This window comes from Cognatishimia sp. SS12 (assembly GCF_028369055.1).
GTDB lineage: Bacteria > Pseudomonadota > Alphaproteobacteria > Rhodobacterales > Rhodobacteraceae > Cognatishimia.
The window spans coordinates 181860-207625 of record NZ_JAQNCZ010000001.1 but is presented as its reverse complement, the minus strand read 5'-3'; the positions used below and the strand labels follow the sequence as shown (position 1 = coordinate 207625).

At 59.2% G+C, this 25766-nt stretch carries 22 protein-coding genes and 1 tRNA gene; 7 read left to right on the top strand and 16 right to left on the bottom strand.

Annotated elements, in window-relative coordinates:
• The first annotated feature begins 4 nt into the window (after positions 1 to 4).
• Positions 5 to 874 carry a methylenetetrahydrofolate reductase [NAD(P)H] gene (gene metF, locus N6L24_RS00995; RefSeq protein ID WP_271842779.1) on the top strand — a complete coding sequence of 290 codons (870 nt, stop codon included), beginning with the start codon at positions 5 to 7 and terminating at the stop codon, positions 872 to 874.
• A gap of 5 nt (positions 875 to 879) precedes the next feature.
• Here the strand turns inward: metF and N6L24_RS00990 are convergent, their stop codons facing one another.
• Positions 880 to 1899, bottom strand: coding sequence for a DUF2235 domain-containing protein (locus tag N6L24_RS00990; RefSeq protein ID WP_271843450.1), 1020 nt, complete (start codon positions 1897 to 1899; stop codon positions 880 to 882).
• A 536-nt stretch (positions 1900 to 2435) separates the two neighbouring features.
• Positions 2436 to 2651, bottom strand: a complete 216-nt coding sequence (locus N6L24_RS00985) for a DUF1127 domain-containing protein (RefSeq protein ID WP_271842778.1) — start codon at positions 2649 to 2651, stop codon at positions 2436 to 2438.
• Between the two features lie 223 nt (positions 2652 to 2874).
• On the opposite strand from N6L24_RS00985, the gene N6L24_RS00980 reads away from it, so the two are divergent.
• The gene (locus N6L24_RS00980) at positions 2875 to 3933 is read left to right on the top strand and encodes an Mrp/NBP35 family ATP-binding protein (RefSeq protein ID WP_271842777.1); all 1059 of its coding nucleotides are present in this window, start codon (positions 2875 to 2877) and stop codon (positions 3931 to 3933) included.
• Positions 3934 to 4182: 249 nt separating this feature from the next.
• Here N6L24_RS00980 and N6L24_RS00975 read toward each other — a convergent pair whose 3' ends face one another.
• The 3 genes from N6L24_RS00975 to N6L24_RS00965 form a co-directional block, all read right to left on the bottom strand.
• Positions 4183 to 4677, bottom strand: a complete 495-nt coding sequence (locus N6L24_RS00975) for a DUF2244 domain-containing protein (RefSeq protein WP_271842776.1) — start codon at positions 4675 to 4677, stop codon at positions 4183 to 4185.
• 143 nt (positions 4678 to 4820) lie between these two features.
• Positions 4821 to 6500, bottom strand: coding sequence for a cytochrome c oxidase subunit I (gene ctaD, locus N6L24_RS00970; protein ID WP_271842775.1), 1680 nt, complete (start codon positions 6498 to 6500; stop codon positions 4821 to 4823).
• A 259-nt stretch (positions 6501 to 6759) separates the two neighbouring features.
• Positions 6760 to 8379: a tetratricopeptide repeat-containing sulfotransferase family protein gene (locus N6L24_RS00965; RefSeq protein ID WP_271842774.1), complete on the bottom strand. Its 1620-nt coding sequence runs from the start codon at positions 8377 to 8379 to the stop codon at positions 6760 to 6762.
• Between the two features lie 255 nt (positions 8380 to 8634).
• Between N6L24_RS00965 and N6L24_RS00960 the strand changes: the two genes are divergently transcribed.
• Both N6L24_RS00960 and N6L24_RS00955 read left to right on the top strand, forming a co-directional pair.
• Positions 8635 to 9048 (top strand): NUDIX hydrolase, encoded by a 414-nt coding sequence (locus N6L24_RS00960; RefSeq protein ID WP_271842773.1) that lies wholly within the window; start codon positions 8635 to 8637, stop codon positions 9046 to 9048.
• A 122-nt stretch (positions 9049 to 9170) separates the two neighbouring features.
• On the top strand, positions 9171 to 10655 hold the full coding sequence (locus N6L24_RS00955) for an inorganic phosphate transporter (RefSeq protein WP_271842772.1): 1485 nt from the start codon (positions 9171 to 9173) through the stop codon (positions 10653 to 10655).
• Positions 10656 to 10731: 76 nt separating this feature from the next.
• Here N6L24_RS00955 and N6L24_RS00950 read toward each other — a convergent pair whose 3' ends face one another.
• Together N6L24_RS00950 and lipB are read right to left on the bottom strand one after the other, a co-directional pair.
• The gene (locus N6L24_RS00950) at positions 10732 to 11193 is read right to left on the bottom strand and encodes a c-type cytochrome (RefSeq protein WP_271842771.1); all 462 of its coding nucleotides are present in this window, start codon (positions 11191 to 11193) and stop codon (positions 10732 to 10734) included.
• Between the two features lie 90 nt (positions 11194 to 11283).
• Positions 11284 to 11931 carry a lipoyl(octanoyl) transferase LipB gene (gene lipB, locus N6L24_RS00945; protein ID WP_271842770.1) on the bottom strand — a complete coding sequence of 216 codons (648 nt, stop codon included), beginning with the start codon at positions 11929 to 11931 and terminating at the stop codon, positions 11284 to 11286.
• Between the two features lie 206 nt (positions 11932 to 12137).
• Here lipB and N6L24_RS00940 point away from each other — a divergent pair.
• Positions 12138 to 12224, top strand: a tRNA-Leu gene (locus N6L24_RS00940).
• A 93-nt stretch (positions 12225 to 12317) separates the two neighbouring features.
• Here N6L24_RS00940 and N6L24_RS00935 read toward each other — a convergent pair.
• A complete protein-coding gene (locus N6L24_RS00935) occupies positions 12318 to 13376 on the bottom strand; it encodes an AraC family transcriptional regulator (RefSeq protein WP_271842769.1) in 1059 nt (352 codons plus the stop codon).
• Positions 13377 to 13432: 56 nt separating this feature from the next.
• Between N6L24_RS00935 and N6L24_RS00930 the strand changes: the two genes are divergently transcribed.
• Positions 13433 to 14239, top strand: coding sequence for a crotonase/enoyl-CoA hydratase family protein (locus N6L24_RS00930; RefSeq protein ID WP_271842768.1), 807 nt, complete (start codon positions 13433 to 13435; stop codon positions 14237 to 14239).
• A 48-nt stretch (positions 14240 to 14287) separates the two neighbouring features.
• Here N6L24_RS00930 and N6L24_RS00925 read toward each other — a convergent pair whose 3' ends face one another.
• From N6L24_RS00925 to N6L24_RS00905, 5 genes are all read right to left on the bottom strand, one after another.
• Positions 14288 to 15043 carry a CpsD/CapB family tyrosine-protein kinase gene (locus N6L24_RS00925; RefSeq protein ID WP_271842767.1) on the bottom strand — a complete coding sequence of 252 codons (756 nt, stop codon included), beginning with the start codon at positions 15041 to 15043 and terminating at the stop codon, positions 14288 to 14290.
• 79 nt (positions 15044 to 15122) lie between these two features.
• Positions 15123 to 17225: an NAD-dependent epimerase/dehydratase family protein gene (locus N6L24_RS00920; RefSeq protein ID WP_271842766.1), complete on the bottom strand. Its 2103-nt coding sequence runs from the start codon at positions 17223 to 17225 to the stop codon at positions 15123 to 15125.
• Position 17226: 1 nt separating this feature from the next.
• Positions 17227 to 18192, bottom strand: a complete 966-nt coding sequence (locus tag N6L24_RS00915) for a glycosyltransferase (RefSeq protein WP_271842765.1) — start codon at positions 18190 to 18192, stop codon at positions 17227 to 17229.
• Entirely contained in the window at positions 18189 to 19436 is a 1248-nt protein-coding gene (locus tag N6L24_RS00910) for a glycosyltransferase family 4 protein (protein ID WP_271842764.1), read from the bottom strand. The genes N6L24_RS00915 and N6L24_RS00910 overlap by 4 nt, the downstream gene beginning before the upstream one ends.
• The gene (locus N6L24_RS00905) at positions 19424 to 20548 is read right to left on the bottom strand and encodes a Gfo/Idh/MocA family protein (RefSeq protein WP_271842763.1); all 1125 of its coding nucleotides are present in this window, start codon (positions 20546 to 20548) and stop codon (positions 19424 to 19426) included. The genes N6L24_RS00910 and N6L24_RS00905 overlap by 13 nt, the downstream gene beginning before the upstream one ends.
• Before the next feature lie 187 nt (positions 20549 to 20735).
• Between N6L24_RS00905 and N6L24_RS00900 the strand changes: the two genes are divergently transcribed.
• The gene (locus tag N6L24_RS00900) at positions 20736 to 21497 is read left to right on the top strand and encodes a WecB/TagA/CpsF family glycosyltransferase (protein WP_271842762.1); all 762 of its coding nucleotides are present in this window, start codon (positions 20736 to 20738) and stop codon (positions 21495 to 21497) included.
• On the opposite strand, the gene N6L24_RS00895 is transcribed toward N6L24_RS00900, so the two are convergent.
• The 3 genes from N6L24_RS00895 to N6L24_RS00885 all read right to left on the bottom strand — a co-directional run bounded on the left by N6L24_RS00895 (position 21498) and on the right by N6L24_RS00885 (position 25696).
• Positions 21498 to 23033 (bottom strand): hypothetical protein, encoded by a 1536-nt coding sequence (locus N6L24_RS00895; protein ID WP_271842761.1) that lies wholly within the window; start codon positions 23031 to 23033, stop codon positions 21498 to 21500.
• A gap of 151 nt (positions 23034 to 23184) precedes the next feature.
• Entirely contained in the window at positions 23185 to 23853 is a 669-nt protein-coding gene (locus N6L24_RS00890; protein ID WP_271842760.1) for a sugar transferase, read from the bottom strand.
• A gap of 568 nt (positions 23854 to 24421) precedes the next feature.
• Complete coding sequence (locus tag N6L24_RS00885; RefSeq protein WP_271842759.1) at positions 24422 to 25696, bottom strand: GumC family protein; 1275 nt, start codon at positions 25694 to 25696, stop codon at positions 24422 to 24424.
• Between the last annotated feature and the right edge of the window lie 70 nt (positions 25697 to 25766).

Below are 25766 nucleotides of genomic sequence, written 5' to 3'. Positions count from 1 at the left end.
ATTCATGACTGCCCCGCGTATTTCGCTCGAATTCCTGCCGCCCAAGAACCTTGAAGGGGCCTTTCGCCTTTGGGATAGCGTTCAAGCGCTGTCACCGCTTGAGCCGCGCTTTGTGTCTGTCACCTATGGTGCCGGCGGCAGCACGCGCGAGCTGACGCGCGACACCGTGGCCACCCTGCACAAGGCCAGCGGCCTGAAAGTGGCCGCGCATCTGACCTGCGTGGGCTCCACCCGCGCGGAAACGCTGGAAATCGCAAAAGAATTCTTTGACGCCGGAGTTAAAGACATCGTCGCCCTGCGCGGTGATCCCCCCAAGGGAACCGGCGCATTTCAGGCCCATCCGAACGGCTTTGCCAGTTCGGTTGATCTGATCGAAGCGCTGGCCGATTCAGGCCAATTCACAATCCGCGTTGGGGCCTATCCCGAAAAACACCCTGAGGCCAAAGACGCAGATGCGGATGTTCGCTGGCTTAAGGCCAAGATGGATGCCGGCGCATCCGAGGCGCTGACACAGTTCTTTTTTGAACCAGAAGTATTTCTGCGCTTCCGTGATCGCTGCGAAAAGGCGGGCATCACTGCGCCGGTCATTCCGGGTATTCTGCCGATTGAAAACTGGAAAGGCGCGCGCAATTTTGCCAAGCGCTGCGGCGCAAGCATTCCCGGTTGGATGGAAGAGGCTTTTGCCCGCGCCGCGCTGGATGGCAGCCAAGAGAAGCTGGCGACCGAGCTTTGCATTGATCTGTGTAACAAGCTGATGGCCGAAGGCGTGGATGTTCTGCATTTTTATCCGCTGAACAAAGCCAAGCTGACGCTGGATGTGTGCCGTGCCTTGGGTGTGCCTGCGGGCAAGCCCGCGCTGAATTCGGTGGCCTGACCGCGTCAGGTCTGTTTGCGCAGAAACCAGCGTGCGCGGCGGCGGCGGCCCGGATAGGCCAAAGCGGTTTCGTGAATCGATTCAGAGCGATCCGCGCCAACTTTGCGTTTGCCACGCAAAAGAAAGAGTTTGCCCCAGCCGCGCCAGGTGCCAATCGAGGGGGCGGTCACATCCAATGGGAAGCGCCCGCGCCAATCCCGGGGCAAAGGCAAACCACAGGTTTCAGCGCGACCCAGCATCCAGACAAGCGGAATATTGGCCAGAGGGCGCGCGGCCTCGACCCCATCCAGATGGCCGCCAACATCGCCATGGGTGCCGCGAAACCAGACCTGTTCCGCCTTGCCGGCCCAGCCTTCTCGGCATTCCCAGAGAATGGGCGTATAGGCGCTGCGGGTTTCATCAAGCGCCAGCGCGTGAAACCCGTGTTTGATCACATCCCCCAAATGGTGGTTGTGAAAATCATGTTTGCGCTCGGAAACCCGCCAGATGACTGGCAAGCGCACCCCCAGCGCCTTGACGGTATCCCAAACACCGATCATCTCGATTTCTATGGTTTCATGGCAATAAGCGTCTGAAAACGCCCGCGCCGCATCACTATCGGGGGCACATTCATAATGCCGATACGCCTGCCGGACATTGCGTTCAGTGGCATGAGTCGGCTCCAGCAGACCAACGCGGTCAATCACGCCAGCCAAAGAGCGCACCGCAAAGGCGCCTCGTGAATACCCAAAAAGGAAAATTCGGTCGCCGGGCCGATAGCGCGAGGCCAGAAACCCATACGCCCGACGGATCTGGCGATTGATGCCGCGCCCCATCATCACGTCAGGGGCGTCACGCCATTTGGTAAATTGCACGCCCGCCTCGTAATACAGCGACACCTGCGGCGCGACCTCGCTGACCAGTCGATAGGCCTGCCCGGCATTGGTTTCCATCCCCGCTGCCAGCGACGACATGGTGCCGTCCAATATGATCACATGAGTCTGAGGCCCGCGCTGCTGCGCGGAATCCTTGCGCGGCCCCGTCATTTTGCGCCGGAACAATGCCTGCAGCTTTTTCGTGAACCTTGGCCATTTCATTTTGGACAGCTCTACCTCCGTTTCATGCCCGCTCCTCATCATAACATAGCGCGAAGATGCGTTGCGATCAGGTCAAAGCCGCGCAAATTCATGTGACGCTTTGTTTCAGGGCCCTGCGCGCAGTTTTGCACCGCGACCCGGCAGGGTTGCGACGATTGTGTGCCGAAGACGCGCCATCAAGAAGGCATAAAAAAACGGTGGTGCCAGGGAGGAGGAAGGGCACCACCGTTCTTTTCAGCATCCGGCCAGGGAGGAGGAGAGGCCATCTGCATGTCTGGATCATTCGATCCGTTGTTCAGGTCCGGTGACGCAGGGAGGAGGAGAGCGCCACCGGTCTTGCATCAAAGGCCTCTAGGGAGGAGGACGAGGCCTTCGAATGTCGTGGGCCTTGCGGCCCGGTTGTTATTGCGACGGCATCAGGGAGGAGGAGGATGCCGCCGCTATCGTCGGATGGTCAGGGAGGAGGAAGACCATCCGAAACTAAATTACTTGCCGTAGACCGTTTCCAGTGCCAGGCCCTTGATGCCGCTGCGGCTGATGCCGAGATCGGCCAGGTCGCGGTTGGACAACATGGACAGTTCTGCCACGGTCTGTTTGTAGAGGCGGTACTGGCCAAACTTCTCGATCAATTTGGTCAGCATGGAAGCGGCGCGTGGTGCAGTTGCTGCCGTGTTCGCCGAGTAATGTGCTGCGTATGCCATCGTGATCTCTTTCTGTTCGTCGTCTTCGTCTCTGTTGCCTCAGAGATATATTAAATTGCTGCAGTCGCACAACGACCACCATTGCAATGCTGCTATGCAGAAATTGAATAGCGCTAACGTCGCTCTGCGAATTTTGCAGGGCGGATCATTTGTGTGGTTTCATTGCCTGGCAGGATTGCTTAGGTGTGTCTGAAACCTGCACGAGCTGAGGAGAGCCTGACCAATGGTATCTGAAAGTGATGTCAAAACAGCGCTGGCCAGCCTGGGGCTGCCCGGCGGCGGAGATCTGATCAGCCGTGACATGATCCGGGCGCTGACGATCGACGGGGATCAGGTGCGCTTTGTGATTGAGGCCCCCAGCCCCGACATCGCCCGCCAGATGGAAGGCCTACGCCGCGCGTGTGAACAGGTGGTTGGGCAAGTTCCGGGTGTGGGCAAAGTGACCGCCGCCTTGACCGCGCATGAGGAAAAAGCCCCGCCAAGCCTGAAGGTCGGCGGCCACCCAAAACCGCAGGACGGCCCGCTGAAAATCGCCGGGGTGAAACGCATTATTGCGGTCGGTTCGGGCAAAGGCGGCGTGGGTAAATCCACCGTTTCCAGCAATCTGGCCGTCGCGCTGGCCAAACAAGGCCGCAAGGTCGGCCTCTTGGATGCGGACATTTATGGTCCGTCGCAACCCCGTATGATGGGCATCCAGAAACGCCCCTCTTCCCCCGACGGAAAAACCATTATTCCCCTCCAATCTCATGGGGTTACACTTATGTCGATTGGCTTCATGCTAGATCCCGACAAGGCGGTTGTTTGGCGCGGCCCCATGTTGATGGGGGCGCTGCAACAGATGCTGGGCCAGGTGGAATGGGGCGAACTTGACGTGCTGATTGTCGACCTGCCGCCCGGCACGGGTGATGTGCAGCTGACACTGTGCCAAAAGGCCGATCTTACCGGGGCCATTCTGGTCAGCACCCCGCAGGACGTTGCGCTGCTGGATGCGCGCAAGGCGATCGACATGTTTGGCGCGCTCAAGACGCCGATCCTGGGCATGATCGAAAACATGTCCACACATGTCTGCAGCAAGTGCGGACACGAAGAACATATCTTTGGTCATGGCGGTGTCGCCGCCGAAGCCGAGAAACTGGGCGTACCGCTTTTGGGCGCCTTGCCCATTGATCTTGAGACCCGGCTCGCCGGAGATTCCGGCACGCCCATCGCCGCCGGCGACGGCCCGATGGCCGAGGCTTATGCCCGCATTGCCACCGGTCTGATCAAAGGCGGGATCGTCTGATCCCCCCTGCCCCGCGTTCCTGAAATCCACCCGAAAAACGACGCGCCTGAGCGTCGTTTTTTTTGCTCAACACTGCGAATTTCGGGCGACAAAGCTGACGCCGCACCGCAGCATGAGGTGGTCACAGTGTTGTGAACGCGGCTGAATTGCCAATTTTTTGTGCAATTTCAGAGCTGAACACCACCGATCGTCTTGCGTAACTCGCGGTAAATGAGACCAGAGGGGTCGAATCAAGCGCTTCGCGGCGGTTCAACCGGGCGTTCCGGGCCGCGCCAAATAGCCGGACAGCTCTTTAAACAGCGCAACGCGCTCTTCTTCGGACAAAAACCGTCCGATCTCTACGGTGCGCGCGCCGCCCGACAGGGTGATATACTGCGGTACAGGACCGCCCGTGGCGTGCATCTCGGCGCGGGCCCAATAGATATTGCACTCCCAGCGTTTGGACGCCCCCCTGACGGGCATATGCGTCAGCGTCAGCACATCGCCATGACGCTCCAGCCGCTCGCGTTCGGTGCCATCGCGGTAGGACCGGCGCAGCGCCACCCATAGCGCTACAATGGCCAGCGCAAGAAACGGCAGCATGCGCCAAAGGTGGCTGGTGCCCAGCAAGCCCAGCAGCGGCAATGCGATCATCGCCGACGCCCCCAGGATCACCGCCGCGAAACCGCGCGGTGGCAATGAGCGGTGCGCCGTGAGGGTCAACACCACGGGGTCATGCGCATCTGTGTTCCAATGATAGGGCATCGTGACCTTTTCTGGATGGCGCGCACAGGGCCGCATTTCTTTGGAAGAACCAGCGGGCTGTGGTGCCTCTGCGCCTCTGCAAAAATAAAAAAGGCCCCGGATCCTTTGATCCGGGGCCTCTTTGGTGATCCATCAGATCGGGATTAGTGCGCGTGGCCTTTGTCCCAGTCTTCCTGCTTGGGCAGGATTTCGAAAGTATGCTCTGGCGGTGGGCATGGCAGGGTCCATTCCAACGTGTCGGCATATTCGTTCCAATAGTTGTTCTCGGTCACTTTCTTGCCCTTGAACAGCGCGTAGAACACGATGCCGAAGAAGAACAGGAAGGACGCAAAGGACAGGAACGCACCGTAAGAGCTGATCTTGTTCCAGTAAGCGAAGGCTTCCGGATAGTCGATGTAGCGGCGTGGCATGCCCTGACGACCCAAGAAGTGCTGTGGGAAGAAGGTCAGGTTCGCGCCGATGAAGAACAGCCAGAAGTGGATCTTTGCTGCCATCTCAGGGTAGTGACGGCCGGTCATCTTACCAAAGTAGAAATAGACGCCCGCGAAGATCGCAAAGACCGCACCCAAGCTCATCACATAATGGAAGTGCGCCACAACGTAGTAGGTGTCGTGATAAGCGCGGTCCACAGAGGCTTGCGACAGAACGATGCCGGTCACGCCGCCCATGGTAAAGAGGATCAGGAAGCCGAAGGCAAAGAGCATCGGTGCCTTAAACTCGATCGAGCCGCCCCACATGGTCGCGATCCACGAGAAGATCTTAACCCCGGTCGGCACCGCGATCACCATGGTCGCCATCATGAAGTAGGACTGCTGGCTGAGGCTCATGCCAACGGTGTACATGTGGTGCGCCCAGACAACAAAGCCCAGCGCGCCGATTGCGATGATCGCCCAGACCATTGGCAGGTAGCCAAAGACCGGCTTGCGCGCGAAGGTCGCAATCACGTGGCTGATGATACCAAAGCCCGGCAGGATCACGATGTACACTTCCGGGTGGCCAAAGAACCACAGGATGTGTTGATAAAGCACCGGGTCGCCGCCGCCAGCTGGATCAAAGAAGGTTGTGCCAAAGTTACGATCTGTCAGCAACATGGTGATCGCGCCCGCCAGAACAGGCAGCGCCAGCAGGATCAGCCAGCCGGTGACAAAGATCGACCAGGAAAACAGCGGCACTTTGAACAGGGTCATGCCAGGGGCACGCATGTTCAGGAATGTGGTGATGATGTTGATCGCACCCAGGATCGACGACGCACCAGACACGTGCACCGCGAAGATCGCCAGATCCATCGACATACCCGCTTCGGTGGTGGAGAGCGGCGGGTAGAGAACCCAGCCAACGCCGGAGCCAAGCTGACCGTTGCCGCCCGGTGCAAACATCGACGCAACACCCAGCGAGGTCCCGCAGACATACAGCCAGAAGCTCAGGTTGTTCAGACGCGGGAAGGCCATGTCCGGCGCGCCGATTTGCAGCGGCATAAAGAAGTTGCCAAAGCCCCCGAAGAGCGCCGGAATGACAACAAAGAACATCATCAGCACACCGTGATAGGTGATAAAGACGTTCCAGAGGTGCCCGTTTGGCGTACAGCCTTCGGTGGTGGCCCCAAGCGACAGGAAGCGGCTGCCCTCTTGGCACATATATTGTACGCCCGGCTCCATGAGCTCCAGACGCATACCAACAGTCAGCGCGACGGCGATCAGGCCGACAACTGCGGATACAATAAGATAAAGAAGACCGATGTCTTTGTGGTTCGTGGACATGAACCAGCGGGTAAAGAACCCTCGGTTGTCCTCGTGCTCGTGGCCGTGAATGGCTGCGTCTGCCATGCGTCGCCTCCTGTTGAAGTGCATGATTGGCGCGGGAGTCACCTCACGCGCGGATTCCTGCACGTTTTAGAGTGCAACGTGAGGCGCGGCAATGACCGTCTTTGACGCAGATCAAGAAAAAATGCCGCGTGAGGCGGCATTGGGGGACTTCTGGGGGTAAAATCCGGGCGTTCACGAACCAAATGGCCGCGAATTCGCCCTAAAGGACGTAAGCGCAACGTGCAAAGCGCGACACTTTGACTTGCACGGAATTCGGGATTTACAGAATTCCAGCCTGCGTCAGCGCATCGCGCAAGGGGCCAAGGTGGCTTTCATACGCGCGCCAGGCCTGGTCACTGCCGGAATACACCGGCTTTTGCACCTGGATCACACTTGCGGTGCGCACGTGGTTGGTGGCTTTCTCCGGGCTCAGCCAGTCTTCGGTCCATTCTAGGCCGGTGGCGGTGGCCAGCGCCTCAGTGGTGCTGCGCTGATCGGCCACCAGATCGGCGTAATTCACATCATGGATACGCCCCGGGCAGACTTTGCGCCAATGGTCCATCAGGTCGCGATGCAGCACCATAAAGCGGGCGATATCAGCAATGTCATAGATAAAACGGTTGCCGTCGCGCGAGAACAGATGCTTGTAGAGCGACCAGGCCACGGCCATTGGATCGCGGTTGATATGCACAATCTGCGCCTCGGGCAGCGCGGTGCAAATATAGCCAAGCCAGCGGAAATTCAGCGGCATCTTGTCGATCATCACCGGGTTGCCGTTGGAAATGGCGTCAAACCCGGTCAGCAATTCCTGACGCAGCGCGTCAAAATCGGCCTGAGTGATGACCGAATTCTTGCGGCTGCTCACCTCATGCAGCAGCGCGGTCACGGCGTGATGCACAATCATCAGCTCGCCGCAGGCCTGCGTGCCCGCAGCGCGCGAGAGCGTGCGCTCCACCAAAGTTGTCCCGGTGCGCGGCAGCCCCAGCACAAATATCTGCCGCCGCTTGGCCTGCCGCACCTCGGCCATGTCCGGCGCTGGCAGCGGTGCCGCAAAAAGTGTTTTGCTGACCGCGGCGACCACGGCGTCTGATTTGAAATCATAGCCTTTGCTGTCTTTGACGAGCTTATTGCCCTGCGCCAGATGCGCAAAGGCACTGTCGTGATCCCCAAGACTGTCAAGCGCCCGGAACAGCGAAAAATGCAGCGGCGCGGCATCGGCGCTGCCCGCACCATTTGCGGCCAGCGCGGCTTTCATCTCGCGGATATGCGCGGCATTTTCCGGGGTGTTCTTATAATCCAGGACCAGCGACAAATGCCGATGAAACGCGGCATTATTGGGCTGCAATGCAATGGCGCGACGGAAATACGCCGCTGCTTCGTCCTTGCGCCCCTGCGAGCGGGCCACAAGGCCCAACAAGTTGAGCACCGGGGCGGCATCCGGCATCAGAGCATCAAGTTCGGTCAGGATGGCCGACGCTTCGGCCGGGCGGTCCAATTCATGCAGGCAGAGCGACTTGCTCATCATGGCTGCCGTTTCCTGCGGAAAGCGCGCCAGAACCTCATCTGTAATGCTGAGCGCCTTGATGGGTTTGCTGTTTTCGATCAGGGCACTCGCATAGGCCACACCGATCTGGCTAAGGTCAGGGGCCAGGGCATGGGCTGTCGCGAGCTGCTGCTCAACCAGGCTCCAATTGCTCGCGGCTTGCCCTTCTTTGGCCTTCTTCAGCAGCGCGGGCAACGCAGGAAGGCGCAGCGCCTCCAGCCCTTGTCGCGCACGTTTGTTGCCCGGAAACCGCGCCAGTACCGCCTGATAATTGGCATGTGCCTCCACCCAGTCTTCTGCTTTGGTCGCCTGTTTGGCGCGGGTCATAAGTTTGTCAGCAGAAAGTGCGGGCGGCATTTGTGATCCTTTGCAATCGAAATCGCGGGCCAATTGCCCGTTGATCTGACCTCAGCATAAATCGCCGCCCTTGCGCGTCAACGGCGGATCGCCCAGAAAGCCCGCCAGCGCCCTGCAGGGTTAACGTCCTTTAATCCAGCCGCCGCCCTACCCTTTTAATCGCTAGTAAAATAAGGTATCTGGAGAAAAAAAGACATCGAGGCATCGTCAGTGCTTAAGCCACTTAAAACGGTTTGGGGGGAATTTATCCGCCCCATGGTTCAACGTCCGCGCCGATTGCAGGTTGCGGCGCTGTGCTATCGTGACAGCGACAAGGGGCGCAAAGTTCTGGTTGTGACCAGCCGTGGCACTGGGCGTTGGATTATCCCCAAAGGCTGGCCGATGCGCGGCAAAGGCTCTGCCGAAGCGGCGCTAGTTGAGGCCTGGGAAGAGGCCGGGGTACGCCGCGGCGAAACCCAGAAAGACCCACTTGGGCAATATCGCTACTTTAAGACCAAATCCATGGGCTGGCCGCAGCCGGTGGAAACGCTGGTATTCCCGGTGAAGGTCAAAGAGCTGGCCGATGAATTCCCCGAAGCGCACGAGCGCAACCGCAAATGGGTCAGCCCTGAAGAGGCCGCCAATCTGGTGCATGAACCTGAACTCAAAGAGCTTTTGCGCGCATTCTAACAACAAGCGCTGAACGCCCTCGCCGATGACGCAGGGTGCGGCCGTTACAAAACCGTTACAAATCTGTTGCAATAGCCCCGCAAGGCCCCTAAGCGATGCGCAAGCAATTGGGGACCTTACCTATGTCAGACCATTCCAATCAGGACGTTCGTCACCTTGAAACGCTGGACCGTGACCTTGGGCGTCTGTCCAGCCTAGAGCAAGCGACATCCTTCGCCGCGCGCCCGATCATTGGCGGCGGCATTGCCTTGGTGTTCATCGCGCTGGCCGCTTTGGTGGCTGCACTGTTCTTTGGCCAGACAAGCAACGGCTTTATCGTTGTCATCGCCGCCGCCTTTGGGGCCTATATGGCGCTCAACATCGGGGCCAATGACGTGGCCAACAACATGGGCCCGGCTGTGGGCGCTGGCGCACTCAGCATGGCTGGGGCCATTGCCATCGCCGCCATCTTTGAAAGCGCAGGCGCGTTGCTGGCCGGCGGGGACGTTGTCAAAACCATTGCCAAAGGAATCATCGACCCAACGGCATTGGGCGACACGGCCACCTTTATCTGGGCCATGATGGCCGCGCTTTTGGCGGCGGCGCTCTGGGTCAACCTTGCCACATGGGTCGGCGCGCCGGTCTCTACCACCCATTCGGTTGTGGGCGGCGTGATGGGCGCAGGCATTGCCGCGGCAGGCTTTGGTGCCGTGAGCTGGGGCACAATGGGTACGATTGCCGCCAGCTGGGTGATTTCACCCGTGCTTGGCGGTCTGATCGCGGCCGGGTTTCTTTGGTTCATCAAGGCGCGCATTGTTTACCAAGACGACAAAATCGCCGCGGCGCGCAAATGGGTGCCGGTGCTTGTAGGCATCATGGCAGGGGCGTTTGCCTCCTATCTGGCCATCAAAGGCCTGAAAAAAATCGTCAAGATCGACCTGCAGACCGCGCTGCTGATCGGCGCTGCCGCTGCCGTCGCCGTCTGGGCGCTGACCATTCCGGTGATCAAACGGCAATCTGAGGGGCTGGAGAACCGTAACAAATCGCTAAAAGTGCTGTTTGGCGTGCCGCTTGTGGTCTCTGCCGCACTGCTGAGCTTTGCCCATGGCGCAAATGACGTGGCCAATGCGGTTGGCCCGCTGGCCGCGATTGTGCAAGCGTCGGGCACAGGCGATTTCCTCGCGGCGGTCAGCATCCCGCTCTGGGTGATGTTGATTGGTGCCTTTGGTATTTCCTTTGGTCTGTTCTTGTTTGGGCCAAAGCTGATCCGCATGGTCGGCAACCAGATCACCAAACTGAACCCAATGCGCGCCTACTGCGTCGCGCTGTCGGCCGCGATCACCGTGATTATCGCCAGTTGGCTGGGCTTGCCTGTCAGCTCAACTCATATCGCGGTTGGCGGGGTCTTTGGTGTCGGCTTTTTCCGCGAATGGTACACAGAGCGCCGCATCAAACAGGCGCGGCGGGCATTGCCAGACCGCCAGCAATTTTCGCGCGAAGAACGCCGCCGCCGCAAATTGGTGCGTCGCTCGCATTTCATGACCATTGCCGCGGCTTGGGTCATCACCGTGCCCGCCGCTGCGCTGCTGTCAGGCATCATCTTTATGCTGCTGAACACGCTGACCTAAATGAGGTCCATCCCAAACACAAAGGACGCAGCCTGAACAGGCCGCGTCCTTTTTTTGTTCCAAATATCAAGACAGCTCAGTCGGTGGTGGCCTCTGCCGCGCCGTCTGCCTCGACCTCAACTTCGACCTCTGGGGCGGGCGCCAGCGATGCCAGGAAAGCCGCGACATCAGCGCCGCCTTTCTTCAGCTTAAAAGTCATCTTGGTCTTGCCGTCTGTGCCCAGCTCTTTGAGATAGCCGCGCGGATCCGCCACATAGGCCGCCAGCGCGGCTTCGTCCCAGATCAACCCGGCTTCGGCTGCGGCCTTGAGGGTTTTGGAATATTTGAAATCCTTGCTTGCCGCAGGGCTGCCCACGACCGCAAAGAGGTTCGGCCCGGTTTTGCCGCCTTTTTCCAAGACGGCACCATCCGGTGCAATTACCGAGTGGCAGGATTTGCATTTGCCAAAGGCCTTTTTGCCTGCGTCGATGTCACCCTCTGCCCAGAGAGGGCTGGCGACAACCGAAACCGCCAATGCAGCCAGTGCTATGATTTTCATGAGTGCCTCATGCGTTTGAAATGCGCGTTCAGCGACAACATCGTCCCTGCGCGCGCCAAACGCAATGCGTCAAAAAGCCGTGGGCGGTCGCTAGCCGAAAGTGTCCTCAAACGCGGCTTTTAGCGCAACATCCACGTCATCCATCGTGACCGGCAGACCAAGATCGACAAGCGAGGTCACGCCATGCTCGGTGATGCCGCAGGGCACAATGCCGGTGAAATGACTCAGGTCTGGTTCCACATTGATCGATACCCCGTGGAACGAAACCCATTTGCGCAGGCGGATGCCAATGGCGGCCACTTTGTCCTCGGCCACCGCGCCGGTCACGGTCAATGGTTTGTCAGGTCGCGTGACCCAGACGCCCACCCGCCCCTCGCGGATTTCCCCCTTGACGTTAAACCGCTCTAGCGTTGCGATCACCCAGGATTCCAACTGATGGACAAAAGCGCGCACATCCTTGCCGCGCGCGCCCACATCCAGCATCACATAGGCCACCCGTTGCCCGGGCCCATGATAAGTATACTGACCGCCGCGTTTGCTTTGGTAGACGGGAAAGCGATCCGGGTCCGTCAGATCCGCAGGTTTGGCAGAGGTCCCCGCGGTATAGAGCGGCGGATGCTCGACCAGCCAGACGCATTCTTGGGCGGTCCCGGCGCGAATGGCCTCAGCCCGCGCCTCCATAAAAGTCACCGCGTCGTCATAATCGGTCAGCCCGTCGCTGATGATCCAGTCTACCATGATCGATCCGGGATGCCCCGGCCTCCTTATGCGCCAATCAGGTGATGCGCCCGCCAAGTGATGCAATTGGCAGCAATGATGTCCGCCCCCCGCAATGTCAACCGCGCCAGCGTCCTGACCGCCGGCACATTATTTTCCCGCCAAGGTGTTTTTTTGCGCTTCACATCCATTTTGCGAGCCGTTATAGACCCCCACACCAGTCATGTGCGGTCGTGGCGGAATTGGTAGACGCGCAACGTTGAGGTCGTTGTTCTTTAACCGGAGTGGAAGTTCGAGTCTTCTCGACCGCACCATTTCACACTTTGATGTGAAATCCATGCATTCATATATATTTCATACCCTTGCGCGGCAAAGCTGATGCAGCCCGTTCGGGCGGCCCGGCCGTTTCAGCCCCTGTTGGTATCCCCCCGCCGATACACCCCCGGCGTATGACCGGTCCAGCGTTTGAAGGCGCGGTGGAAGCTGGCTTCTGAGCCAAAGCCCAGCTCCGCGGCAGTTTGCGGAATGGATATTCGCTCGACCCCCAGCTTTCGCAACGCCAGATCACGGCGCAGCCCGTCTTTGATATCCTGAAATGACGTACCAACATCCGCAAGACGGCGCATCAGGGTGCGCGGCGTCATATTGAGATGCGCGGCCATGGCCTCCAGCGTCTGCCGCCCGCCCTCTTCAAGCTCGATCAGCCCGCGCACCTTCAGCGCCAGCGAGTGACTCACCGATTGGGTGAAAATCCAATCCCGAGGTGCCCGCGCCAAAAAGGCATCCATCTCGCCGCGATGGCGTGCGATGGGCAGATCAGCAAATCCAGGGGCAAATATAATTTCACTGGCTCCGGCCCCGAATGACACTGGCCCCGGAAAGAGGATGGCGTAATCGCGCGCGAACTCCGGCGCAGGGAAGGCCAAAGACACCCGTGCGAGCGGCAATTCCTGCCCGGCAAGCCAGGAGGCCACGCCATGGGTCAGTTTCAAAATCAGCATATGGCCAAAGCGCTGCGGAACAGCGGCCCCGCGCGGCAGCAGGCGCAGGCGCAGCCCCTCTGCGGTGTCGTCAAGGTGCAGTTCAAAATCATCAAGCAAAAGGTTCCAGAACTGCGAAAAGCGATAGAGCGCACCACGCATCTGCCGCGCTGCCATGACCGTTGTACATAGCTGTTTCAGCGCGCCGGCACGGATTGGCCTGCTCCAGAGGCCCATCATTTCATCGCCCGAATGCACCGCCGCCTGCTGGTAAAGCTGCACAATTTGATCGCGGCTGACCCGGCTGTGCGGTTGTCCCCGTATAATGCCGTTTTGCGCCAACAGCGCAGCGCAGCCCGCAGGGCCGCAACAGCGCTCAAGCGCGGTGAACCAATCCTCCAGAAACGCCACAGGCAGGGTCGCCCAGTCTGATGCCCCTCCCCGCAGTTTGTCAGTTTTGGCAATTATGTTGGCATCATCTGGCATATAAATGCGATATCATAAGGATTATCTGGCAGGAAAGCACAAAATAGGAGTGCACCATGCCACGCGAATTTGACACGGACCAATTTGAGAATCTGCTGATTGAGAAGAAAGACAGCGGCGTTTGGGTTGTGATGCTCAACCGAGCCACGAAGCGAAATGCGCTGAACGCCGCCACCATCGAAGAGCTGGTGACACTGTTTGACGCCGCGCCACGCAGCGGCGCGAAATCCATCGTACTGACTGCAGCCGGCGATCATTTCTGCGCCGGGCTCGACCTGATCGAACATCATGATGCGGATCGCAGCCCGGCTGATTTCATGCATGTTTGCCTGCGCTGGCATGAGGCTTTCAATAAGATGGAATATGGCGGCGTGCCGGTGATTGCCGCGCTGAAGGGCGCTGTTGTCGGCGGCGGTCTGGAGCTGGCCAGCGCCGCGCATATCCGCGTTGCGGATGAAAGCACCTATTTCGCCCTGCCCGAGGGGCAGCGCGGTTTGTTTACCGGCGGCGGGGCCACCATTCGCGTGGCCGACCTGATCGGAAAGGCGCGCATGATCGACATGATGCTGACCGGGCGGGTTTATCAGGGGCAGGAAGCCATTGACCTGGGGCTGGCGCAATATCGCGTTGCGGGCGACAGCTTTGACAAAGCCCTAGAACTCGCAGAGCGCGCGGCGGCCAACCTGCCCCTGACCAATTTTGCGATCTGCTCCGCCATCAGCCACATGCAGAACATGTCAGCATTGGATGCCGCTTATGCTGAGGCGGTGGTGGCCGGCGTCGTCAATACGCAGCCAGATGCACGTGCGCGACTGGCGGCCTTTGCTGATAAGTCAGCGGCGCGCATTCGGCCCAATTCTTAAGATAAACGGCGGCGCATCCACGGGTGCGCCGTTTGGCGTGCTCTGCGATCAGGCAAACAGCCCTTCGGCCTTATTCAGCACCACGCCGAGCAGCTGCGTACGCTCGCCCAGGATTTCCTCAGCGCGCTGCACCTCTTCGGGGGTGGATTCTCCGCCGCCAACAACCAGCAGCACACCGTCGACGTTGGGCAGAAAGCCCAGCACATCATCGCTGTCCAGCACGCTGGGCAAGTCAAACAACACCATATCCGGGCACAGCAGGTCCTGCATTTCCGACAGCACATCCGTGGTCATCATCTGCTGAATCAGCTCTGAGGAATTCAACACTTTGGTGTCATTCAGCCCCAGCGCCAGGGATTCATCGGCACGGATCAGAAATTCTTCCGGGGCGATATGACCCGCCAGGTAATCCGACAGGCGACCCGGGTTTGACACGCCAAACAGCTCAGCCAAGCTGGGCTTGGTGAAATGCATGTCAAACAGGATGGTACGCACCGTCTCCATACGCGCCACCGACATCGCCAGATTGGCCGCCACAAAGCTGGAGCCGCAGCCCTCGGTCACACCGCAGACCGCAATGCGCGTCCAGCCATGTTCGCGCATGGCCAGCAACAGCCGGGTGCGCAGCATGTCAAAGCGCTTGTGCGCCGGGCTGGATTTTTCCGCCGTTACAATCCGGTGGCGCATCAAATGCGCACGATCCAGATCAATTTCATGCATTTCATCCCACAGCACCTGCGCCTCGTCCCCGAGGTTCATGTAGACGTCGGCGCGCTGTGCGCTTGGCAGGGTTTCATTGGTCATGCATCTGTCCTGTATCGAGCGGGTTTTCCCGCGTTTCCGGCAGTTTAGCCCGCAATTGGGCACAAATTATGGCGATAATTTAAAAGCCCAGCAAATTCGCTTCGGTGATAGCGCTGCGGATGAACTCGGCTTTGCTGCTTTCTGGTGTCCAGCCAAGCAAGGATTTGCTGTGGCTGTTGTCAAAGGGCGACAGATGCGCCCGTGATTTCCAATCAGCGCGCGAAGGCCGGATCGCATCGCGGCGCCGCAGAGCGTGGCGTTTCAGCGCGTATTTCACCGCATCTGCCAGCCAAAAGGCTGTCAAATTGCCCGGCGATACGGCAATTTTCGCGCCGAGGTTCTGATGAATGGCCGCGAAATAGTCGCGTGCTGACATCATCGGGTCGGCCACGAGGTTGAAACTCTCGCCGACGGCGGCATCTTTTTCCATCATCAACACCAGCGCTTCGGCAACATCGTCGATCAGCACGAAAGGCAGGATATTGCTGCCATCGCCCCAGATGCGCACGGCCCCGGCCCCGTGCCAGCGGCCAATGCCCCAATGCTGCAATGGCCCGCCCGCCCCCACGACAATGCCCGGACGGGCAATCACCAAGGGCAAGCCTTTGGTGTGGTGTAATATTTCCAGCTCTTGTTCGCATTTCGCCTTGGAGCGCGCGTAAAGATTGCGGTCACTCATGTCATCAGAAAAGCCGGTTTTTTCGGTGATCGTCACCGCCGGATCGCTCATGTCATAAGAGGCGATGGTGCCGGTATAGACAAAGCGTTTCACCCCTGCCTCAAGCGCCGCTTCGGCAATGCCAACGGTGACGCCGACATCGTTTTTCAGGCAGGCCTCCCAGCTTTTGTCGAGCGATTTGCCAAGGTGATAAACCGCTTCGATCCCCTCCATCGCCGCCAGCAGAGCGGCCCGGTCGGTGAGCGGCGCTGAAAACAATTCGACATGATCGGCGATATCATCAAACGGCCCGGTCCGGCCCCGCGACAGCACGCGCACGTCATGGCCGCGCGCCACCAATTTGCGCGTCAGGGCGCGGCCAATAAAGCCGGTGCCACCGATCACCAAAACGTTCGGCTTGGGTGTCTTGTTGCTTTGCGGGCGCGGTTTTTCCGCCGGCGCGGGCATCAGCGCCAGCGTGTCGTCAATCGCCTGCATCACTTGCACTGCCGCTGCGCCATCAAACCGTTCATCCAGCGGATTCTGGGACTGTAGCGAGTCATAAAAGGCGGCAAACGCCCCCTGAAAGCTGAGCCCATAGGCGGATTTCCGGTTGAGCGAACTGAGCTGCCGCGCCAGATTCACCGCTCCTTCACGCAGGGCCTGCGCGCTTTGCGACAGTTGGCGGCGCAGCGGATTTACCACGATGTCAGAGGCGTTTTCAGCCGCCACCACCAGCGTATCCTGCGCATAATCCAGCCGTGCCTGCGCAGAGGACCCTCGCACCGTGACTGACCGATCATCCATGGTTTCCACAAGTGAAATGTTCAGCGTCACATCCACATCCCCGGCCCGCGCCAGAATGCGCCAGCTTTGCGGGCGGTCGGTGTCAGCCGGCAAAGCAATTGGCTTGCCAAGGCTCAGGTATTCAATCTCGGGCGCGCCAAACAGATCCACCGCAAAGCCAAACAGATGCGGTCCCAATTCCAGCAACAGGTTCTTCGGCTCTTGCAGCAGCCACAGGCCAAACGGGCCAGAGCGCAGCGGCGCAAGCGGGAAGTGCCAGTTGATTTCCGCCGATGTGATCTTGCCCAGTTTTCCCGCACGCACCGCGTCTTTCAGGCGCTGATAGCTTGGCAGGCCCAGAAAATTATGCCCGGCGGCAAAGGTCTTGCCGCTCTCTTCGGCCACAGCCACGATCTTGCGCGTGTCTTCGGCGCTGAGAGCAACGGGTTTTTCCACCAAGACATGCAGCCCCGCGCGCAGGCAGGTTTCGGCAAGCGCTGCATGCGAATTGGGCGGCGTCAGGATATGGACGGCGTCGCAAATATCGGCGGCGATCATGGCGTCCAGATCGTGATAGGCCGCGACACCGTGAGCGGCGGCAAAGCCGTCCGCCGCGCTACTCGACAGGTCGCAGACCGCCACAAGCTCGGCCCCCGGTGTCATTTTCAAGGCTTCGGCGTGCCAGTCAGCAATATAACCCGCGCCGATGATGGCGGTACGAATGGGGGAAATCGTCATGTCATTTATACTCGATGATTTGCATGGAATGCCCTTTGAGCCGCCGCCAGTGAAACAGCAGCAGGCCCAGCGCATTGGGAAGTTTTGAAAGGGTCAGAAACACACTGTGGCGCCGTGCCCGAGGGGCGGCCATACCGCGCGCGGTCAGCCCTCTGTAGGTGCGCAGGTAGTTGACGCCATAGAGCGCAAGCACCCCCCAGAACAGCAGCGGCGCAAATAGCCCCCCCAGCAAGGCCAACACCGGAAGCACCAGCCCGTAGATCTGCACGCGCCTGATTTCTTTGGCAAAATACGGCGGGTGCATATGGCCCACCTGGGCAAACCCATGGCCTGAACGCACCGCGCGTTGCCACCATTGACCAAAGCGCAGCATAGCGGCGTCATGAAAGCTCATCTCATGCGGAATGCGGCGCATTTTCCAGCCCGCAGCGCGCAAGCGCACGCAGAATTCATCGTCCTCGGCGGCAATCACCGTCGCATCAAAGCCCCCCGCTGCCTCATAGGCCGCCGGGCGCAGCATCATATCGCCGCCGCAGGTCAGAATGTCGCCTTCGGGCCGGTCCCATTCATCATGGCAAAGGTCATTGTAAATGCTGGCCTCAGGGTGAATTTCGCGCCGCCAGCCTGTCACCAACCCAAAGCGTTCATCCGCGGCCAGCGCTGCCTGTGCGGCCTCAAGCCAGCCCTCTGCCACGCGGCAATCACCATCGATAAATTGCACAAAATCGGGCATTTCGCCGGTTTTCAACTGCGCATAGCCCGCGCTGCGCGCACGCGCGGCGGTAAAGGGGCGATCAGCCGACAGCTCCACCACCTCTGCACCGGCCGCGCGGGCTGTGGCCACGGACTGATCAACCGAACCTGAATCGACATAGATGATGCGCGCGGCGCGCCCCTGCAGAGAGGCAAGACAGGCCTCAAGCCTTGCGCCTTCGTTGCGGCCAATGGCAATCACGGCAAGCGTCATGGCGCGTCCTCCGCGGGGCGCAGAGCAAATGAAGCGCGCCCTTCAGCGTAGCCTTCAAAGAGCTGCGACAGCCAGCCTGCTTCTTGGGACAGGGTGAACTCTGCCAAAATCTTTGCGCGCCCCTCTGTCCCCATGGCTTTTTGCCGTTCAGGATCGGAAGCAAGGCGCACAAGCGCTTCGGTCAACGCAGCGATATCGCCGGGCGGCACCAAAAGACCGGAGGCACCATCTTTGACAAGTTCTGGCACACCAGCGATGCGGGTCGTGACAACAGGGCGGGCGGCGGCCATTGCCTCCATCAGCACTACGGGCACGCCTTCGGCAAAGCTGGGCAGGACAAATATATCGTTTTCGATCAAGGCCTCAGCCACCTCTGATTGCGATTTATAGCCCAAAAAGCGCACGCGCGCAGATAGCCCCAAACCCTGCGCTTGCGCCTCAAGCGCGGCGCGGTCCGGGCCGTCGCCAATGATGTCCAGCGTCAAATCAGGTGCAGCCTGCATTGCCTGCAGCAGCACTGGCAGCCCTTTGACCGCGGCCAGCCGCCCAACGAACAGCAACTTGTTGCCGCCAGCCCCGGGCGTGCCGCCATAACGATCCGGATCCACCCCGCAATGCACGATATGCAGTTTCTCCCAGGCCTCTGGCGGCGAAAAGCTCATCGCTTGTGAGCGGCAGAAATGGCTGATGCAGGCCACAAAGCGGGCGCGCGCCACTTTTTCGCCCAAAGCCCAGCGGTCCGGTGCAAAAAAGATATCTGGCCCGTGCAGGGTAAAGCTGAAGGGAATGCCCGACAGCTCTGACATCAGCATGGCCACCGTGCAACTGGATTTGGCGATGTGGTTGTGCAGATGGGTGACGCCTTGCGCCTCAAGGTGATCTGCCAAAACCGCCGCCTCGGCAAAGTAAAACAGCTGATAGGCCAAGGCTCTAAGGCCCCCCGGCGCAGTGCGCAGGGCCAGCGCCATCGCGCGGCCGTAGCGGCGGGGGTCGCGCCGCAGATATGTCAGATGGCAACGCAGCAAGTGGAGCGGTTTCTTGGCTGCTTCCAAAACGTGAAAGGTGCGCGCGGCCTCGGCGCGCTGCTCTGCACCCACCAGATGTGCTGCACCGGTGCGGCGGATGGAACAGGTGCTGACGTCGTGGCCCAGAGCGCGTAGGGCCGCAACCTCGCGCTGAATGAACGTATCAGTCGCTCGCGGGTATTCGCCGGTCAGATACGCAATATGACTTAGCGCGCCCATGGCATTGGCTCCATCACGGTGCAGGTGGTTGTCATATCTTGCGCGCCGGTGTCTGACCCGGCGTTCTGTATCGCAAGCGTGACTTCATTGAGATGCAAGGCAAAATCCCCCCCCAACCGGCAGGGGCGATTTTGCGCGATGGCCTCCAGCATCTCCACAGGACCCAGCGCGAAATTCATCGAGGCCGCGCCCCAGCGGCCCATCTTGGGCTGGCGTGGCCCTGCCAGACGCATGCGCCGCCCCAGCGGGCTTTCAAGCAAACGGCGGCGAATGCGCAGGCGGCGGTAAAACCGCACTGGCGCGCTATTGTCCCAGGCTTTGGTCAGCCGCAGCACGCCCTTGTCGCCAATCACGCGGATCTGGTGATCATGCGGCGCAACGATAGAGCATGTCAGCCGCACGACCGGGCCATCGTGAAAAAACAGCGTCGCGCAGGAAAAATCAGGCGTGCCCCGCCCACTGGGGGATTTGTCCGGCAGCACTTCGGCGGCGGCCGCAACCACGGTTTTTACCGGGCCGAACCATGCAATCAACCAACTGAGGTAATAGCCCGCATGTTCCAGGGTACAGCCCACTTCGAATTCATCCTGCGCGGGCCATGGCGCGCCGCTTTCGCTGTGCCAACTCTCAAACGGGGCCTGCGGAATAAACCCATCGTCAAGCTCTGCATAGATCAGCCGCGGTGTGCCAGCCACACCATCGCGCAGGGCTTTGCCCATGGTTTGCGCGGCCTCAGACAACACGCTGCAAGGCGCGGACGCAACCTGCAGCCCCTGCGATCTGGCAAGCGCGGTAATGGCCTGCGCCTCTTCCATTGCTATGGCGAGCGGTTTTTCCGAATAGACATGATGGCCCGCCTCAAGGCAGGCCATATTGATCGCATAATGGCTGCCGGGGTTGGTTAGATTAAGCACCAAACCCGCAGCAGGCAGATCAGACAGCAACGCCTCTAGGCTGTCAGCAGGCGCGATGTTCCAATGCGCACAGAAAGCATCGCGACGCGCGGTGTCACGATCATAAGCCGCGCGCAGGGTCACGTGCGGAAATCGCGCAAACGACCGCATATAAAGATCCGCCACGAAACCGCAGCCGATGATCGCAATTTCTGTCATAGCTTGGCCTGCTCGCCCTTCTTCTGCATCCGTTTTTACGGAGGTCTCGCCTGCGTGCTAGCCCTGAATCTCGACAAGATTAAGTCACCCGTCGGGCAATTGCCGCACATTGCAATAACCGCGCCATGCGAGATGGCATTATCCTACGGGCATGCTAAACCATGTGCCGGAGCGACGGGAGTGTTTTATGGCGTTTGAAACCGCAAATGGTGAAATTGCGATCAATGTGCCCACGCGCGCGCATCTACAGCAGTGCGTTCAGGAAAAATTCGCACAAGATCAAGGATTTGCCCTCGCAACGCTCAACCTTGACCACCTGGTGAAAATGAATGCGGATCCGGCGTTTTATGCGGCGTATCAGGCGCAGGATTTGGTGGTGGCCGATGGGCGGCCAATTGTCTGGCTGTCCAAATTGGCAGGCACCCCGATCGAGCTTGTGCCCGGTTCGGACCTGTGCCTGCCGCTGGCGCGGTGGGCCGCGCTCGCAGGAAAAAGCGTGGCCTTTCTGGGCAGCACCGACGCGGCGCTGAAAGGCGCAGCTGACACAATGCGCAGCGCGGTACCGGGGCTTGAGATTGCCGCAATGATTGCCCCACCCTTCGGGTTTGATCCAGACGGGCCAGAGGCCGCAGCCGCGCTGAAAGAAATCGAATCCTCAGGGGCCGCGCTGTGTTTTCTGGCGCTGGGAGCGCCCAAACAGGAACGGTTGGCCGCGCGCGGTCGAGAGCTGACACCGGGCATTGGCTATGCCAGCATTGGGGCCGGGCTTGATTTTCTGGCCGGACATCAGACCCGCGCCCCGAAATGGGCCCGCGCACTGGCGATTGAATGGTTTTGGCGCATGATGAGCAATCCCAAACGGTTGTTTAAACGCTACATGCTGTGTTTCGCGATCCTGCCCGCACAGGTGACAAACGCGCTCAGGCAACGCCGCGCGGCGCGACGCTGATCAGATCTTGCGCCGGTGGGGCTTTGGCAACTCCGGGGCGTTGCGTGCCAACATCTGCGTGCCTGAGAGCGCTGTGCGCCGCATGGAACGCGCGCGCTCGCCAAGCTCGGAAACCTGCGCATTCAGCGCCTCTGCATAGCCGAGCAGCGCCCCTGACAAGATCCATGTCAGTGGTGTCAGCGTCGCATTGGGCAGCAGATCAACCATGTTCAGCGCCAGAATCAATGCCATCGCGCCGGCCATCGGTGAAACGGCTTGCTCCGAAACCATCCGCTCCTCTTTGCGGCGAATGGGAATGTCCGCGCGCGCATGTCGTTGCCGGAGGCGCTCCGTCGTTTTCTTTGCGCGCCCGGCCTCGAAGGCCAGCAGAAAGATCGGCAGCGCCAAAAGTCCAAACTCTGCCAGAAAACCAACCCAGCCAAACACGCCAATTGTGATGATCCAGCGCCCGTCGCTGATCGACTGGATGCGTCCTGTCACCGGGTCAAGAATTTGGTTGCGGCCCCAGGTGCCCCAGCCAAAGATCGGTTTTTCTGCGGCGCGGTCCAGCAGGATCGTCTCTTGGTCAAATCGGAACTTGAGCGAGCGCGCCCGCTCTTCGTGCACCGCGCTGGCCGCGGCCAGGATCTGCGTCTCGGGAACCATCTGCACGCCCTTGATCAGCGGGTAGGCAATGGTCAGCGAGGCCAGCAACAGTGCAAGGCGCAAATGCATGCGCCAATTGGTCAGGAAGACCAGCGCCAAGAAAACCAATCCATAGATCAGCGGGCTGAGCGTTTTGTTCAGGACCAGAACCACGAACAGAAAGACCGTGGCACAACCAAACAGCAGCCGCGCGCGCCCTTCGGCATATTTCGTCAATGTCGCGGTTGCGGCCAACGCCATCATGATGAACATCGCCGCCCAAATACCGTGGTTCAGAAACACGATGGCGCGGAAGCCGCCGTTGCGCATCATCTGATCAAAGGCGTGCTGGAAATAGCCATAGATCCAAACATTAAGTTGCGGGCTCAGACGGACCTCAAGCAGCATCGGAAAGGAATAGAATAGCCCCGCAATACAGAGCGCGATGAGCAGATCGCGCATATCTTCTTTGGTGGTCAGGAATTGCCGCGCCAGGGTAAAGCTGATCAACAACATCATTTGCGTCATCACAAGGGCAATGACATCCATGAAATACAGCCCGCGCAACCCGCCCGTCGCAAAAAGCACAGGCTCGGAATTTGTCAGCACGGTGAACAGCGGGCTAAAGACAAAGACCAGCGTCAGCACCTTGCCCCAGAGCGACTCCGGCAACCATTTGACCTGAATGCGCAGCATGAAGATCACCAGAAACAGCGATGTCAGATTGGGCAACGTCAACTTGTTGATCGGCGGCATCAGCGGAAAATCAAAAGCGGTCGGGTTGGGTGGCAGCAGCAGATAGGCCCCCAGAAACGACCAGATCAGCGCGCGCGCCGGCGGCATGGCGCGGAATAGCCCCACCATGATCAAGGGCCAACTGGCCAACACCAGAAAGGCAATGCTGTTGGGCATCTGCGCTTTGATCCTTTGACTGCTCATGCACCGATATGGGCCGAGTCGCCCTGCGATATCTTACTTGAGAGTCACCCTAAAAAGAAAACACGCCATTTTCATGGCGTGCTCTTCTCAATTCACTCGTTACGGGTACAAATTCGTCGGTCGGTCAGTGCCCTTTTGCGGTCAGCACAACCGCCACGGTGCGCAGCATGATTTTCAGATCGCTGACAAAACCCAGATCGTCGTAATACATGTTGTCGTAAAAGGCGCGCTGGGCAAAGCTGGCTTCGTTGCGTTCTGACACCTGCCACAGCCCGGTGATGCCTGGACGCAGCTTGTAATAATCTGCACCCGGATAGATGGATTTCTGGTCTTCCATCATGGGGCGCGGCCCAACCAAAGACATATCGCCCATCAGAACATTCCAAAGCTGCGGCAGTTCATCAAGCGAGGTCTTGCGGATGAATTTACCGACTTTGGTGATGCGCGGGTCATTCTTCAGCTTTTGTTTTTCGTCCCATTCAGCGCGCGCCTCTGGGTTGCGCGCCAGATGCCCCTCCAGTATCAGGTCTGCATTTTTGACCATGCTGCGCAGCTTGACCATGTAAAACACTTTGCCATTCCGGCCGATCCGCTTTTGCAGATAAAACGCCGAATACCCATCCAGCGCCACGAAAAGCGCCAGAAAGCCGACAACGACTGCCACTGGCAACGCCAGAAGCGCCACACAGGCCAGATCAAAGGCACGTTTGAAAAACGCAGCATACAGACCGGGGGCCGATCCTTTCACTGCAATCGTCTCGAGCGCGATCACGCGCCGATCCAAATAAGCCATCCCAATTCCTTCCCAGGATTGCAGACAACAACGCCCCATCGCATGCAAAGCATGCGTTTGTCCCTGAGGTGTCTGGAAGTCCTCCCGCCTTATCGTGCCCCCGATACTGAAATTCAGTTTGGGCGGGAATTCCGTCTCTGTCGTAATCTGCGTCTAATTCAACTTTCAAAGAAACAGTATCAAATGTGGCAAAAATCGTCCAGAAAATTACCATACACGCATAGGTTTAGCGTATTGTTTTTAAACGATATTTTCTAAAGTATGGCAAAATCCTATCCGAAATTGCCAAAATTAAGCCCAATTTGCCGGGTGATTTTTTCCATTTCTTAACAAATCCCGACACTTACCTGCGATTGTCCATAATTCGCCAAAAAGCGGCGTTTCCAATTCCCCCTCAATCCTAGGATCATTAATAAATTAAACGTCATGCGTGCATAATGCGGAAACCTAACCCTATGGCGGGTCACAATTTGATTCGCAATTAAGGCACGCGCACATGAAAAAAGGCGCCAATGTGGCGCCTGATTTCTGTAATGGAATCAATTTGATTTAAAGTGCGCCCGAGTCGCTAGCGGGCCGAGACATAGGCCGCCACAAGAACGAAGCCCACGACAGCCAAGGCAATGCCCAGCCCCCAGAAGACACGGCTGCGCGCTTTCTCATGGGCGACGTGGACCGTGGGGATCACGGCAACTGCACGCAACGCCAAATGCCGCTCCAATTGCCGCTCTGTACGGATCACCGGATTGCGCAATTCCAGCACCGCAATCAACGCAAGGCCGGCCAGCCCGGACAAAATACATCCCATAAGCGCAATCATTTTGCGGTTCGGGGCAATCGGGTAGTCGGGCACCACGGCCCGTTCGAGCACGCGGAAGCTTTCGCTTTGTTGGCTTGCCTCCAGCATCGCGCCCATTTCGGCCTCCGCCTGGTTGCGCGTGATGACCTGATACTGATCCGTCAGCTTCATCAGCGCCCGTTCCAGCCCGCTGAGTTCGCGTTCAGCTTCCGGCGCACTTTCCACAAAGACCCGGACGCGATCAATGCGCGCTTCCAGCAGCTGCCGCTGCTCTTCCAGCTGCTCGATCCGGTTCTGGGCCACGGAATTGCGTGTCCCGCGCGTGCTGCTGGTCAGTTGAATGATTTCCCGATCCACCGCCAATTTTTCCTGCTCCAGCAGCGCCAGTTCTTCGCGGTGCACAGCCAATCCGCCATCAAGACTGTCGGCATTGTTGCGTTTGAATTCAGAAATCCGCGCCTCCAGCGCTTCGATCTCGGTGCCCAGGCGTTGCTCTTCACTTTCAAAAAACGCCAGCGTTTCGCTAGCACGGAGCGCACGACGACTGCGGTTTTCTTCCAGCACATTGTCCACAAGCGTGTTGGCCACACGGGTCGCTACCTCCGGGTCGCCCAGGCGAACGGTGATATTCATCGCGGTTGGGATCACGTCGGGCCGCCAGGCCAGCGCCGGATCGGAAATGCGGATCACGCTGGCCGATCGGCGCAGGGCCGCCACTTTCTGGTTGTCGGTCAAATCCGCCTCGGCCGCAAACAGCCCTTCGGCTTTGATGATCGCCAACAGATTGTCACGCGACATCACCCGTTGCTCGATGATCTGGAGCTGCTGCAGCGTCTGCGCATTCACCGACGACACGCCGCTGAGATTCGGGGCCTGCACCTGTGGCTGTTCAATCTGAATCACCGCGCTGGTTTCGTATTCGCGCGGCAGGCTGAGCGCATAAAAGAGCGAAGCCACCACCCCAATTGCCACCACAACCGCCAAAAGCACGATATGTCGCAATACCGCGCTGATCACCTCATCAAGGGTCGCCAACCTGTTCATTCGCCTACTCATTCCTCTGCAAATCGGTCGTTTTGTCGCCAAGACCCTGTTTGCATTAATCTTGTTTCTA

Coding starts and splice junctions, on each gene's coding strand:
- N6L24_RS00905 (WP_271842763.1), bottom strand. CDS start 20,548: ATGACAGAAATTGCGATCATCGGCTGCGGTTTCGTGGCGGATCTTTAT.
- ctaD (WP_271842775.1), bottom strand. CDS start 6,500: ATGGCAGACGCAGCCATTCACGGCCACGAGCACGAGGACAACCGAGGG.
- lipB (WP_271842770.1), bottom strand. CDS start 11,931: ATGGTAGACTGGATCATCAGCGACGGGCTGACCGATTATGACGACGCG.
- N6L24_RS00975 (WP_271842776.1), bottom strand. CDS start 4,677: ATGCCCTATCATTGGAACACAGATGCGCATGACCCCGTGGTGTTGACC.
- N6L24_RS00965 (WP_271842774.1), bottom strand. CDS start 8,379: ATGCCGCCCGCACTTTCTGCTGACAAACTTATGACCCGCGCCAAACAG.
- N6L24_RS00955 (WP_271842772.1), top strand. CDS start 9,171: ATGTCAGACCATTCCAATCAGGACGTTCGTCACCTTGAAACGCTGGAC.
- N6L24_RS00890 (WP_271842760.1), bottom strand. CDS start 23,853: ATGGCTTATTTGGATCGGCGCGTGATCGCGCTCGAGACGATTGCAGTG.
- N6L24_RS00950 (WP_271842771.1), bottom strand. CDS start 11,193: ATGAAAATCATAGCACTGGCTGCATTGGCGGTTTCGGTTGTCGCCAGC.
- N6L24_RS00985 (WP_271842778.1), bottom strand. CDS start 2,651: ATGGCATACGCAGCACATTACTCGGCGAACACGGCAGCAACTGCACCA.
- N6L24_RS00960 (WP_271842773.1), top strand. CDS start 8,635: ATGGTTCAACGTCCGCGCCGATTGCAGGTTGCGGCGCTGTGCTATCGT.
- N6L24_RS00990 (WP_271843450.1), bottom strand. CDS start 1,899: ATGACGGGGCCGCGCAAGGATTCCGCGCAGCAGCGCGGGCCTCAGACT.
- N6L24_RS00930 (WP_271842768.1), top strand. CDS start 13,433: ATGCCACGCGAATTTGACACGGACCAATTTGAGAATCTGCTGATTGAG.
- N6L24_RS00980 (WP_271842777.1), top strand. CDS start 2,875: ATGGTATCTGAAAGTGATGTCAAAACAGCGCTGGCCAGCCTGGGGCTG.
- metF (WP_271842779.1), top strand. CDS start 5: ATGACTGCCCCGCGTATTTCGCTCGAATTCCTGCCGCCCAAGAACCTT.
- N6L24_RS00925 (WP_271842767.1), bottom strand. CDS start 15,043: ATGACCAATGAAACCCTGCCAAGCGCACAGCGCGCCGACGTCTACATG.
- N6L24_RS00935 (WP_271842769.1), bottom strand. CDS start 13,376: ATGCCAGATGATGCCAACATAATTGCCAAAACTGACAAACTGCGGGGA.
- N6L24_RS00920 (WP_271842766.1), bottom strand. CDS start 17,225: ATGACGATTTCCCCCATTCGTACCGCCATCATCGGCGCGGGTTATATT.
- N6L24_RS00895 (WP_271842761.1), bottom strand. CDS start 23,033: ATGCCCAACAGCATTGCCTTTCTGGTGTTGGCCAGTTGGCCCTTGATC.
- N6L24_RS00885 (WP_271842759.1), bottom strand. CDS start 25,696: ATGAACAGGTTGGCGACCCTTGATGAGGTGATCAGCGCGGTATTGCGA.
- N6L24_RS00915 (WP_271842765.1), bottom strand. CDS start 18,192: ATGACGCTTGCCGTGATTGCCATTGGCCGCAACGAAGGCGCAAGGCTT.
- N6L24_RS00900 (WP_271842762.1), top strand. CDS start 20,736: ATGGCGTTTGAAACCGCAAATGGTGAAATTGCGATCAATGTGCCCACG.
- N6L24_RS00910 (WP_271842764.1), bottom strand. CDS start 19,436: ATGGGCGCGCTAAGTCATATTGCGTATCTGACCGGCGAATACCCGCGA.